The organism is Flavobacterium daemonense (assembly GCF_007341385.1).
In the GTDB taxonomy this organism is placed as follows: domain Bacteria; phylum Bacteroidota; class Bacteroidia; order Flavobacteriales; family Flavobacteriaceae; genus Flavobacterium; species Flavobacterium daemonense.
The window spans coordinates 45,531-58,280 of sequence record NZ_VJYD01000002.1; the positions used below are offsets into that span (position 1 = coordinate 45,531).

Consider the following 12,750-nt stretch of genomic DNA (forward strand, 5'->3'; position numbering starts at 1 on the left):
TCCAAACAATAAAAATGGATGTATTAATTAAGATTAAAGATCGAGAAGGAGTTATACACGAATTACAGGCTCCAACTGATATGGCAATGAATATAATGGAGTTATGCAAAGCATACGAACTTCCTGTTGAAGGAACCTGCGGAGGAATGGCAATGTGCGCTTCCTGCCAGTGTTATGTTCTAAATGATGTTGCATTGCCAGAAATGGGAGACGAAGAAGAAGCCATGCTTTCGGAAGCATTTTATGTTAAATCTAATAGCCGCTTAGGTTGTCAGATCCCTATTACTGAAGAATTAGAAGGCTTAGAATTAGAACTAGCCCCTGAATATTAAAAAATAGTAAAAGGCGAGAATTTTGGTTCTCGCCTTTTTTGTTTTATGAGTTAAACCCGACAGGTTTTAAAAACCTGTCGGGTTTTCTTTACGGAGATAAATCAAAAAAGCCGTAACTGCATTACTGCAATTACGGCTTTTTCTTTATAACAATTTTCTTTAATCTCTCAAATTTATACCAATCCAGCTTGAATCAAATATTCAGCAATTTGGATTGTGTTTGTTGCTGCACCTTTTCTTAAGTTATCAGCAACGATCCACATATTTAATGTGTTTGGCTGGCTTTCGTCACGACGGATTCTTCCAACAAAAACATCATTTTTACCTTCAGCATATAATGGCATTGGGTAAGTGAATGTGTCTAAATTATCTTGTACCGTTACACCATCAGTATGGTGTAAAATTTCGCGAACTTCATTTACATCAAAATCATTTGTAAACTCGACATTTACTGCTTCGCTGTGTCCGCCAACAACTGGTACACGAACAGCAGTTGCAGTAACTCTGATCGTATTGTCTCCAAGAATTTTTTGAGTTTCGCGAACTAATTTCATTTCTTCTTTAGTGTATCCGTTGTCTTCAAAACTATCGCAATGTGGAATTGCATTTCTATGAATTGGATATTTGTAAGCCATATCTCCTTGAATTCCAGCATACTCATTCTCTAATTGTCTAACCGCTTTCACACCAGTTCCAGTTATTGATTGGTACGTAGAAACAATAATTCTTTTAATGTTGTATTTTGCATGCAAAGGTGCCAAAGCCATTACCATTTGAATAGTAGAACAGTTTGGGTTTGCAATAATTTTATCTTCTTTAGTCAAAACAGAAGCGTTGATTTCTGGAACCACTAATTTTTTAGTCGGGTCCATTCTCCATGCAGATGAGTTGTCGATAACAGTTGTTCCAGCAGCTGCAAATTTTGGAGCCCACTCTAATGAAGTATCACCTCCAGCAGAGAAAACAGCGATGTCAGCTTTCATGTCAACTGCAGTTTGTAAACCAACAACTTTATATTTTGTTCCTTTATATTCAATTTCTTTTCCTACTGATCTTTCAGATGCAACAGGAATCAATTCTGTAACTGGAAAATTTCTTTCCGCTAAAACTTTAAGCATTACTTCGCCAACCATTCCGGTAGCACCTACAACTGCAATTCTCATTTTTATATTTTTAAATAATTCTATAATCAAATTTGTTCTGCAAAAATAAGTATAATAAAAGTCTCCGCAAGGCACATCACAAAAAATAACAAAATGTTATAAAATAAACATTTTGTAAAAAAACCGCCTCTTTAGAAGGCGGTTAAGTTAGACTTAGTGTAGCGGTATTATATTTTTATTTATTTTTTAATAAATCTCTAATTTGAGTAAGCAATTCTTCCTGAGTTGGTCCTGCAGGCGCTGCTGGAGCTTCGTCTTTCTTTTTAAGAGTATTAATTCCTTTGATTATCAAGAATAAAACAAAAGCAACAATTATAAAGTTTAAAACAGCCGATAAGAACAATCCGTATTTAACACCTCCAAAAGCTGTCAATTCTTCGATCGTCGACAAATGCGCAGCATCTAAAGCCGGTTTCAATAATAATGGTGTAATGACATTCTCGATAAATGAGCTTACAATTTTACCAAAAGCCGCTCCAATGATAACTCCGACAGCCAGATCGACTACGTTGCCTTTCATCGCAAATTCCTTAAATTCTGAAAAAAATCCCATAATTATTTTATTTTAGTTACGATTAATTATCCCGAAAATACGCAATTTTCTTGAAAGTTCTTAAAATTATCTGAAAAATACCCGCTTGACGCGTTGCGAAATACTAGTCATAATCTCATACGGAATCGTTTTTAAAGCTTCGGCCATTTCAATTACCGTTGGGCTTTCGCCAAAAATAATCACCGAATCGCCTTCTTTGCAATCTAAATGACTTACATCAACCATCAGCATGTCCATGCAAACACTTCCTACGATTTTGGCTTTCTGATTTTTGATGGTTACAAAACCAACTTCATTTCCCCATAATCTCGAAATTCCGTCTGCATAACCGATTGGAATTGTGGCAATTTTTGTTTCTTTTTCGGCCATAAAACGACGTCCGTAGCCAACGCTGTCACCACTTGGAATCGATCGAATCTGTGAAATAATTGATTTCAACGTTCCAACATTCTCCAAATATTTTTGTTCCAATGGATCATTTGAAACACCATACAAACCAATTCCTAAGCGAACCATATTATATTGTGCATTCGGAAAATTACTGATTCCCGATGTATTCAAAATATGACGAATTGGATTTATCTTCAATTCCGACATTAATTTTGAAGACAATTTCTCAAATAAATTGATTTGTTTTTCCACAAAATCAAAATGTTTCGGATCATCGCTTGTTGCCAAATGCGATAAAATACTTTGAACGCGAACGCTTGAATTGTTTTTTAAAGTCTCAATTAATTCATCAATTGTGTTTTCTTCAAAACCTAAACGATGCATTCCCGTATCTACTTTAATATGAATTGGAAAATCTTTTAGATTTTTTTCTTTTGCAATTTTCAAAAAGGCATTTAGACCTTTTAAGCTGTAAATTTCAGGTTCTAATTTGTACTGAATTATAGAAGGAAAACTTGTCGATTCTGGATTCAAAACCATAATTGGCAATTTGATTCCGCCGTTTTTCAGGGAAATTCCCTCATCGGCGAAAGCCACACCTAAATAATCTACTTTATGATGTTCCAGAAGTTTTGCAATTTCCAAACCTCCATTTCCGTAGCCAAAAGCTTTTACCATTACCATGATTTTGACGTCATCAGCCAATTTCGATTTATAGTAATTCAAATTATGACTTATAGAATCTAAGTTTATTTCTAAAACGGTTTCATGCGTTTTTTCCTCAAGCAGCGACACGATTTCCTCAAACTGAAAAGATCTTGCGCCCTTGATCAATATCGTTTCGTTGTTGAAATTCAAGCTTTCAAATGCAGCTATAAACGAGGTCGTATCTGGAAACGTAATACAATTCGAAAACTTGTCTTTAAAAGAAGAAATCGTTGGACCAATGCCAATTACACGATTTATTTTATTATCAGAAATAAGCTGAGAAACTTTCGAATACAATTCTTCATTAGAAAAACCGCTTTGAAAAATATCAGAAAGGATTACTGTTTTTGTGGCATTCTTTTTTTGCTGGCTTTCTAAAAAATCCAAAGCAATTTTAAGCGATTGAAAATCGGAACTGTAACTATCGTCAATTATGCTGCAATTGTTAATTCCGTTTTTGACTTCCAAGCGCATTTGCACCGGATACAGCATTTGCACACGATTTTGAATGGTTTTAGAATCGTATTTAAAATAAAGCAAAACCAACAAACAAGAAACTACATTTTCGATTGAAGCCGAATCGCTAAACGGAATTTCTAAATCGAAAATTTCGTTTTTATATTGGTATTGAATAGTCGTGATTTCGTTTTTGATTTCTTTTTTCAGAATAAAAACATCAGCATTTTTATCTGTAAAACTCCACGAAAAAAGTTTTCTTTCTTTTAATGGATATTCACTCGAAAATACTTCAAGACTTCGATCCACCAATTCCTCTTTTTGATAAATAATGACGGATGCATTTTTAAAAAGCAATAATTTTTCGTTGATTTTTTGTTCCAAATTTTCAAAGCCTTCATCATGTGCAGAACCAATGCTGGTTAAAACACCAATATTGGGTTTGATGATTTTTTCCAGCTTTTCCATTTCATCAACGGTAGAAATGCCGGCTTCAAAAATGCCCAAATTATGTTTTTCGTTTATCGAAATAACCGAAAGCGGTACACCAACTTGTGAATTGTAGCTTTTTGGACTTCTGATAATATTATAATCGGGGCTTAATAAGAAATTGAGCCATTCTTTTACAATTGTTTTTCCGTTGCTTCCGGTTAATCCAATTACCGGAAAATCAAATAAATTTCGATAATAAGCCGCGAATTGCTGTAAAGCATTCAATGTGTTTTCAACGATTAGAAAATTGGCTTTGCCCAAAACATTTTCAGGAATATACTGAACAACAAAATTTTGAACACCTTTTTCAATAAGTTCGGCAATATATAAATGAGCGTCGTTATTGACACCAGACAAAGCAAAAAACAAAGTTTTAGATCCGTTTTGCAGCGAACGGCTGTCGATTGAGATATGATCTATAAAACTATCTTCTTTAGAACCTTTCAATTCGGCATCAAGAACCGCTACAAGGCTTTTTACATTTATGCTCATTTACAATTTTCTTTTTGTCAAATTTAAAAAAAGGTTTGCCACGAACTTCCTAAATTTTCACTAATTTATTTTTAGTTTACAAAGAAAGGTATGCCACCAATTACACTAATTTCCGCGAATTTATTTTTAGTCCCTATGAAGTTTAGTCACAGATTAAAAGAATTTAAATGATTTTTAATCTGTGGAAATCTTTTTAATCTGTGGCTAAAAAACAAATAATAATTGCCGAAAATTTCCGCATTTCGTGGCTAAAAACTTTATTTCCTTATATTTGTTCAACACCGCAAATTACACTGTTTTGAAAAAAATACTTCCACTATTCTCTTATATTTTACATCCAATTTTTATTTCGATGTATGCTGCATTATTCTATCTTTTTTGTAAAGAAGATGCTTTCAGCAATCAAGAAAAATATTTTGTTTTATTTCAAATTCTGATTATTACCATTTTAGTTCCCGTTTTGTTTTTTCTTTTGCTGAAATCGACTGGACACGTAAATTCGATCATGGTTCACGAAACTTCGCAACGCAAAATTCCTTTGTTGCTGCAATGTTTTTTATATATTTTGCTGGTAAAAAGAAGTATCATAATTACACGTTATCCTGAACTTCATTTCTTTTTTCTAGGTGCATTGTTTACCTCGATTTTAGCTTTGGTTGCTACTTTATTTAAGCTAAAGCCAAGTCTCCATGTAGCAGCAATAAGCGGATTCACCATTTTTGTAATTGGCTTAAATATTCATTTGCAAATGCAGAATCCATATTGGCCAGCGCTGTTAATTTTGCTTACCGGAATTGTAGCATCTTCTCGCATGGAAATGAAAGCGCATACGTCAAGAGAAATTATATTAGGGTTGTTTATTGGCGTGCTTCCGCAAATACTTTTTATTTATTTGTGGCTATAAAATATAGAACATAAGTCCAATGTTCATTGCTTTCATGTTTACTTTTTCGCCAGAAATTGTAGAAACCGAATTGAATAACGGATTTAAGCCATAATAAGCAAAAACGTTCCAAGTATTGAAACCTGTGGCAAGATAAATTCCGTACTGAAATTTATTGACATCGGGGTTATTGACTATTTTATATGTGTTTTCTCCGTCGTCTAAAACCGATTTGGTAGAGAAAACATAACTCATTTTTACACCACCATAAACTCTCCAGAATTTTGTGCTTTCGTAAGTCGAATTTCGCCATCTAAATTCAATTGGAAGATCGACAGAATATTGTCTATAACGGTTTGAAACAAATTCACCATAATCATTTACGCCATAAATTGGAGCTCCTTGCGTGTCTTCAGAAACCGTAAAATTCTGGTAAAAGTTCTGATAACTCAATCCGAAACCAGCAGCAATTGCAACGGTTCTCTTCTTGTTTATTGGCATATCGCGTAAAAAACCAGCAGAAAGTCCAGCAGAAAATTTATCCTGTTTTAATTTTTCGGGAGTATCTACTAAAAGATTATAAGCTACTGAAAAATAAAACTGATCCTCACGATATAAAGAATCGATTTTAATTACCGGTTTGATTTCAGGCTTCACTTCTGCCTGTGAAAAAACATTCAGAAACGAAACAAAAAACAAACAAGTAAAAAATAATCGCATATCGAATTTTGGTTTTAATGAGGTTTTCAAGTTTTAACGTTTTTTGCAGGACATTTATTTCACTTACAAATATAATATAATGCCGTTTGAAGATGACCGTTTAAAAACAATTATTCGTTTTTTCTGTAAGAATAAAAGCATTTGTTGCACTTTTTTCAATAAAACTGCAATAAGTCCCAAAAAATGAATCATTTTTTCATTCCGCTTTTATACCTTTGTTCTTGATGAAAAGAAAACAGCTCATATTAAGTGTTTCAATGACGCTGACAATATTGTTCACAATATTGTTTCAGTCGATACACAGTTTTGAGCATATTGTAAAACAGCTTTCAGAAAAGCAGTGTCATCATGCCTATAATGATCCAAGTGGCGAAATAACGCACCAGCACCACAATTATGACTTATGTTATGTTTGTAATTTTGCTTTTGGAAGTTATACAGTTGCTGAAATCTTCTCCTTTCAATTTCACAATTTCTATAAAGAAATCCCTTATTTCTTTTCGTTTTCAGAAAATATCAGTTCATTTTCAGAAAGCGCTTATTTGCTTCGGGGTCCGCCTGCAGCTATAGTTTCTTAAATTTCGATCATTCGAAAAAAAATCTTATTTCTTTTAATTTAAATTCAAATTCCATTGAGTTTCCTAATCCTATTTAAATCAATTAGGATCAGAATGCTTTACTTTTTGTTTTGTTTTTTCATTTAAAAGAAAAAAATCAATTAACTATAGCATCATTTCCAAATGAAAAAATTTTTACTAGCCCTAGTTTTGGGTTTTTCGAGCATACTTTCTGCTCAAAATTCGGTTTCAGGAATTGTAACCGACAATCAAAATCAGCCAATGCCAGGCGTTTCTGTATATGCGCCCGAATTACATAAAGGAACAACCACCGACGCAAACGGAAAATATGAGTTGAACAATCTGCCAAACGGAAGTCTGCGTCTTGCGTTTAATTTTGTTGGATATGCCAATCAAAATCAAACTATTGCCAAATTAGCAAAAGAAAACACACTGAATATTAAACTTTTAGAATCCATTATGGAAATGGATGAAGTTGTTGTTTCTACTCCATTTAATAAATTGCAGTCGCAGAATGTAATGAAAATTGAGCACGAAAGCATCAAGACTTTACAGCAAAAAGGAACCTCAACTTTGATTGAAGGTTTAGCGACAATTCCCGGAGTTGCACAAATTTCAACTGGAACTTCGATAGGGAAACCCGTAATTCGTGGACTTAGCGGCAATCGTGTTTTAGTGTATTCACAAGGCGTTCGTATCGAAAATCAACAATTTGGAGACGAACACGGTTTAGGTTTAAATGATGCCGGAATCGAAAGCGTTGAAGTTATTAAAGGACCTGCTTCGTTATTATATGGCTCTGACGCTTTGGGCGGTGTTTTATATTTTAATCCAGAAAAATTCGCCGACGCTGGTGATTTCAAAGCAAATTTCAGCCAAAAATATTTCACCAATACACAAGGAAGCAATTCTTCTATAGGACTAAAAACTTCTACAGATAATTGGAAATTTCTGGCAAGAGGAAGTTACAACACACATTCAGATTACAAAATTTCAGGTGGCGATCGCGTCACAAATTCTCGTTATAATGAAACCGATTTTAAGACCGGAATTGGTTACAGCAATTCGACTTTTTCAAGTGTTTTAAGATACAATTACAACAAACTAGATATTGGAATTCCGGAAGACGGAATTGCAGAACAATCGTCAAGCAAAGACACGCAATTTCCGAGACAAGGGATTTTCAATCACTTATTGAGTTTGAACAATGTTGTCTTTTTTGAAAACTCAAAACTTGACGTTGATTTGGGTTACATCGCAAATGACAGAAGCGAATTTGAAGACAGTAACGAAGCTTCGTTGCACATGAAACTGAATACTTTCAATTACAATGCGAAATATCATTTCCCAAAATTTGGAAAAATTGAAACTATTTTAGGCGTTCAGGGAATGCATCAGACCAATGCAAATTCAGGAGAAGAATATTTGATTCCGGATGCCACAACAAATGATTTTGGTGTTTTTGGAACTGCTAATTACGAATGGAACAGCAGCGTTATTCAAGCCGGCTTGCGTTTTGACAACAGAAATATTAATTCAATAGCACACGGAATTGAAGGCGAAGAAGGATATTTTCAAGCTCTAGATCGTTCTTTTGACAGTTTTAATGCTTCTCTTGGATACAAAACAAAATTAGCAGAACCTTTGGTGCTTCGCTTAAATGTTGCAACTGGATTTAGAGCACCAAACTTAGCCGAATTGACTTCAAACGGTGTTCACGAGGGAACAAATCGCTACGAAATTGGAAACGCCAATCTAAAAACCGAGCAAAATGTTCAAACAGATTTAAATCTAGAATATAAAAATTCACATTTTGAGTTTTTCATCAACGGTTTCTACAATCACATTAATAACTACATTTACACTTCACCAACTGGAGAAATTTTAGACAATAATGATGTCTTTGCTTATGTACAGGATAATGCCAAATTATTTGGAGGTGAAGTTGGGTTGCACATTCATCCACATCCGCTTGACTGGCTGCATTTTGAAACGAGTTTTGAAACCGTAACTGGCAAAAAAGACAATGATGATTATTTGCCTTTAATTCCGGCAAACAACTGGAATAATACACTGAGAACGGAGTTCAATATCAAAAACTGGCTGAGCGAAGGTTTTGCTTCATTAAACGTTTCTTCGACTTTTAATCAAGATAATGTGAGTGGTTTTGAAACGGCTTCAAAAGGTTATACTTTGGTGAATCTTGGTTTTGGAGGAACTGTGAAATTAGGAAAAACAGCTTTTGACATTAACTTGAACGGAAACAATTTATTCGATAAAAGATACATTGCGCACCTTTCAAGATTAAAGACAGACGGAATTCCGAATATTGGAAGAAACATTGTTTTGGGCGTTAATTTCAATTTATAGACTTTATTTAACCGCAAAGACGCTAAGAAAAAGCGCAAAGTTCGCGAAGTTTTAATTTGCTTTGCGGACTTTGCGTAAAACTCCTTGCGTGCTTTGCGGTTAATGTTTTACTACTCTCACAAAAAATGCTATTTTTGTTAAAACCGACAAACTTAAATATGAAAAAAACATTTCTACTAATGGCAATTACAACTGCAGGAATTTCATTTGGACAGAATAAAATTCAATATCCACAAACTAAAAAAGGTGAAACTGTCGATGTTTATTTTGACACAAAAGTAAGCGATCCCTATCGCTGGCTTGAAGACGATAAATCGGCTGAAACCGGTGCTTGGGTTAAAGCCGAAAACGAGGTAACTTATGGTTATTTAGATAAAATTCCGTTTAGAAATGAGTTGAAAACTCGTATGGAAAAACTTTGGAATTATGAAAAAATAGGCGCTCCGAGTAAAGAGGGGAAATTTGCTTATTTTTCTAAAAACAACGGGCTCCAAAATCAATCTGTCATTTACAGAAAAGACCAAAACGGAAAAGAAGAAGTTTTTCTTGACCCGAATACTTTTTCGAAAGATGGTACAACTTCTCTTGGTGGATTAGATTTTTCTGAAGATGGCTCAAAAGCCGCTTACTCGATTTCAGAAGGCGGAAGCGACTGGAGAAAAGTGATTATCATTGATGCTGTTTCTAAAAAAGTTTTGGAAGATACTTTAGTTGACGTAAAATTCAGCGGTATTTCTTGGCATGGAAATGAAGGTTTTTACTATTCTAGCTACGACAAACCAAAAGGAAGCGAATTATCTGCAAAAACAGATCAGCATAAGTTATACTTTCACAAACTGGGAACTTCTCAAAAAGACGACAAAGTAATTTTTGGCGCCGATCAAAAAAGAAGATACGTTGGCGGTTATGTTACCGAAGACAACCATTATTTAGTAATAACTGCAGCCAATTCGACTTACGGAAATGAATTGTACATTAAGGATTTAACAAAACCAAACAGCCCGATTATCACAATTGTAGATAATTTTAATACCGAAAATTCAATTATTGAAAATCAAGGAACAAAATTATTTATACATACTGATTATAACGCACCAAACGGTCGTGTGGTGGCTGTAGATTTTAGTAATCCAAAACCGGAAAACTGGAAGGATTTTATTAAAGAAACCGAAAATGTTTTATCTCCTTCTCTTGGTGGAGGTTACTTTTTTGCCAATTATACAAAAGATGCGGTTTCGTTTGTACAACAATATGATTACAATGGAAAATTAGTTCGCGAAATCAAGCTTCCAGCTGTTGGAACTGCTGGCGGATTTAGCGGTAAAAAGAGTGATAAAATATTGTATTACAGTTTTACCAATTATACAACGCCAGGAAGCATTTATTCTTTTGAACCAAAATCTGGAAAATCTGAAGTTTATCAGAAACCAAAAGTAGACTTCAAAAGTGAAGATTATGAATCAAAACAAGTTTTCTATACTTCAAAAGACGGAACCAAAGTTCCGATGATTATTACTTATAAAAAGGGAACAAAATTAGACGGCAAAAACCCAACGATTCTGTACGGTTATGGTGGATTCAACATTAGCTTGACGCCAAGTTTCAGTATTGCAAATGCAGTTTGGATGGAAAACGGAGGCGTTTATGCTGTTGCCAATTTAAGAGGTGGTGGTGAATACGGAAAAAAATGGCACGATGCGGGAACAAAACAGCAAAAACAAAATGTATTTGATGATTTTATTGCTGCTGCCGAATATTTAATTGCTCAAAAATATACCTCATCCGATTATTTAGCTATTCGCGGAGGGTCTAACGGAGGATTATTAGTTGGCGCAACCATGACACAGCGTCCTGATTTGATGAAAGTGGCGTTGCCAGCCGTTGGAGTTATGGACATGCTTCGTTACAACGCATTTACAGCCGGCGCAGGTTGGGCATTTGACTATGGAACAGCTCAAGACAGTAAAGAAATGTTTGAATATTTAAAAGGATATTCTCCTGTTCACAATGTAAAACAGGGAACTCATTATCCAGCAACAATGGTTACAACTGGGGATCATGACGATCGCGTGGTTCCGGCGCATAGTTTTAAATTTGCTTCTGAGTTACAAGAAAAACAAGCTGGGGATAATCCTGTTTTAATTAGAATTGATGTTAAAGCAGGTCACGGAGCAGGAAAATCTGTTGCGGCTACAATTCAAGAAAATGTAGATATTCAAGCTTTTACACTTTACAATATGGGTTTTAAAGCTTTGCCTTCTAAATAAGACTTTAAACTAAGTTTTTTAGCCACGAATTCACGATTTATATGTGAGTTCGTGGCTTTATTTTTTTTGCCACGAATTTCACGAATTAGCACGAATTTAATTAATGAGAATTTGTAGAGTGCTTTTTTGCCACAGATTAAAAGGATTAAAATGATTATAATACCTATGCGTTTACTTTTGTAATCTGTGAAAATCCTTTTAATCTGTGGCAAAACTTCAATAAATAATTAGTGGAAATTCATGTAATTCGTGGCAAACCTTTTTTAAATTTGAGAAACTTAAAACTTAAACCATGAAAATTATAAAATGGGGAATTATTGGTTGTGGAAATGTCACCGAAGTCAAAAGCGGACCAGCGTTTCAAAAAGCTCCAAATTCAACTCTAGTTGCTGTTATGCGACGAGATGCTGCCCTTGCTGAAGATTACGCCAGACGTCATAATGTCCCAAAATGGTATTCAAATGCCGAAGATTTAATTAATGATCCCGAAGTTGATGCCGTTTATATTGCCACTCCTCCATCATCTCACAAAGAATACACTATTTTGTGTGCCAAAGCTGGAAAACCAGTTTATGTCGAAAAACCAATGGCTTTGACTTTTGAAGAATGCAACGAAATGATCAGCGCTTGCAAAGAACATAATGTTCCGTTATTTGTTGCTTATTACAGGAGAGCCTTGCCACGTTTTTTAAAAATAAAAGAAATAATCGATCAAGGAAAACTAGGCACCATTCGCCATGTAAATTGTGTTTTATATCATCCTTTTGAGGCGCGTTATGATGACGAAATCAATCTTCCTTGGACCGTTTTGCCACATATTTCTGGAGGTGGGATTTTTGTTGATTTGGCTTGTCATACTTTAGATTTTCTGGATTTTGTTTTAGGTCGGATAAAATCTGTTCGCGGACATGCGACTTCACAATTGAAAGCTTATCCGGCGGAAGATGCTGTTTCAATGTCTTTTTTATTTGAAAACGGAATTCACGGTTCTGGAATATGGAATTTCACCAGTTTTGAACGTTATGACAATACAGAAATTGTTGGAGATAAAGGAAAAATCTCTTTCTCAACTTTCGGAAACGATCCACTTCATATTCAATATCCAAATGGAGAAAAAGAAAGTATTTTAATCGAAAACCCGCTTCATATTCAGCAGCCGCTTGTCGAAACTATTGTCGCCGAGCTTTTAGGAAATGAAAATGCCTCTCCATCAAAAGGGATTTCTGGCGCAAGAACAACTTGGGTTATTGATGAAGTTTTGAAGGAATTTAGAGATTTGAATAAATAATAGAATTATGTTTTTGTCATTTCGACTGAAAGGAGAAATCACACTAGGAGATCGACAA

The 12,750-nt window shown here is 34.6% G+C and carries 10 protein-coding genes; 6 read left to right on the forward strand and 4 right to left on the reverse strand.

All coding sequences use genetic code 11. The features are described 5' to 3' along the window. The first annotated feature begins 14 nt into the window (after positions 1-14). Complete coding sequence (locus tag FND99_RS02535) at positions 15-332, forward strand: 2Fe-2S iron-sulfur cluster-binding family protein (RefSeq protein ID WP_012023404.1); 318 nt, start codon at positions 15-17, stop codon at positions 330-332. 173 nt (positions 333-505) lie between these two features. Here the strand turns inward: FND99_RS02535 and FND99_RS02540 are convergent, their stop codons facing one another. The 3 genes from FND99_RS02540 to FND99_RS02550 all read right to left on the reverse strand — a co-directional run bounded on the left by FND99_RS02540 (position 506) and on the right by FND99_RS02550 (position 4,586). Next, positions 506-1,495 (reverse strand): aspartate-semialdehyde dehydrogenase, encoded by a 990-nt coding sequence (locus FND99_RS02540; protein WP_144336433.1) that lies wholly within the window; start codon positions 1,493-1,495, stop codon positions 506-508. 175 nt (positions 1,496-1,670) lie between these two features. Further along, positions 1,671-2,048 carry a large conductance mechanosensitive channel protein MscL gene (mscL, locus tag FND99_RS02545; protein ID WP_144336434.1) on the reverse strand — a complete coding sequence of 126 codons (378 nt, stop codon included), beginning with the start codon at positions 2,046-2,048 and terminating at the stop codon, positions 1,671-1,673. A gap of 66 nt (positions 2,049-2,114) precedes the next feature. Continuing rightward, positions 2,115-4,586, reverse strand: coding sequence for a bifunctional UDP-N-acetylmuramoyl-tripeptide:D-alanyl-D-alanine ligase/alanine racemase (locus FND99_RS02550; RefSeq protein ID WP_144336435.1), 2,472 nt, complete (start codon positions 4,584-4,586; stop codon positions 2,115-2,117). 298 nt (positions 4,587-4,884) lie between these two features. On the opposite strand from FND99_RS02550, the gene FND99_RS02555 reads away from it, so the two are divergent. Next, the gene (locus FND99_RS02555) at positions 4,885-5,490 is read left to right on the forward strand and encodes a phosphatase PAP2 family protein (RefSeq protein ID WP_246074157.1); all 606 of its coding nucleotides are present in this window, start codon (positions 4,885-4,887) and stop codon (positions 5,488-5,490) included. Here FND99_RS02555 and FND99_RS02560 read toward each other — a convergent pair. After that, complete coding sequence (locus FND99_RS02560) at positions 5,485-6,219, reverse strand: porin family protein (protein ID WP_246074158.1); 735 nt, start codon at positions 6,217-6,219, stop codon at positions 5,485-5,487. The two genes, FND99_RS02555 and FND99_RS02560, sit on opposite strands and share 6 nt — an antisense overlap. Before the next feature lie 194 nt (positions 6,220-6,413). Here FND99_RS02560 and FND99_RS02565 point away from each other — a divergent pair, with 194 nt between their 5' ends. From FND99_RS02565 to FND99_RS02580, 4 genes are all read left to right on the forward strand, one after another. After that, the gene (locus tag FND99_RS02565; RefSeq protein ID WP_144336436.1) at positions 6,414-6,767 is read left to right on the forward strand and encodes a hypothetical protein; all 354 of its coding nucleotides are present in this window, start codon (positions 6,414-6,416) and stop codon (positions 6,765-6,767) included. Between the two features lie 162 nt (positions 6,768-6,929). Then, positions 6,930-9,137 (forward strand): TonB-dependent receptor, encoded by a 2,208-nt coding sequence (locus FND99_RS02570; RefSeq protein ID WP_144336437.1) that lies wholly within the window; start codon positions 6,930-6,932, stop codon positions 9,135-9,137. 158 nt (positions 9,138-9,295) lie between these two features. Next, positions 9,296-11,404, forward strand: a complete 2,109-nt coding sequence (locus FND99_RS02575; protein WP_144336438.1) for a prolyl oligopeptidase family serine peptidase — start codon at positions 9,296-9,298, stop codon at positions 11,402-11,404. 292 nt (positions 11,405-11,696) lie between these two features. Next, a complete protein-coding gene (locus FND99_RS02580; RefSeq protein WP_144336439.1) occupies positions 11,697-12,692 on the forward strand; it encodes a Gfo/Idh/MocA family protein in 996 nt (331 codons plus the stop codon). Positions 12,693-12,750 lie beyond the last annotated feature (58 nt).

Bases quoted from the DNA above. Each gene is read 5' to 3' on its own strand.
- FND99_RS02570 (WP_144336437.1), top strand. From the start codon at position 6,930: ATGAAAAAATTTTTACTAGCCCTAGTTTTGGGTTTTTCGAGCATACTT.
- FND99_RS02565 (WP_144336436.1), top strand. From the start codon at position 6,414: ATGAAAAGAAAACAGCTCATATTAAGTGTTTCAATGACGCTGACAATA.
- FND99_RS02580 (WP_144336439.1), top strand. From the start codon at position 11,697: ATGAAAATTATAAAATGGGGAATTATTGGTTGTGGAAATGTCACCGAA.
- mscL (WP_144336434.1), bottom strand. From the start codon at position 2,048: ATGGGATTTTTTTCAGAATTTAAGGAATTTGCGATGAAAGGCAACGTA.
- FND99_RS02540 (WP_144336433.1), bottom strand. From the start codon at position 1,495: ATGAGAATTGCAGTTGTAGGTGCTACCGGAATGGTTGGCGAAGTAATG.
- FND99_RS02575 (WP_144336438.1), top strand. From the start codon at position 9,296: ATGAAAAAAACATTTCTACTAATGGCAATTACAACTGCAGGAATTTCA.
- FND99_RS02535 (WP_012023404.1), top strand. From the start codon at position 15: ATGGATGTATTAATTAAGATTAAAGATCGAGAAGGAGTTATACACGAA.
- FND99_RS02550 (WP_144336435.1), bottom strand. From the start codon at position 4,586: ATGAGCATAAATGTAAAAAGCCTTGTAGCGGTTCTTGATGCCGAATTG.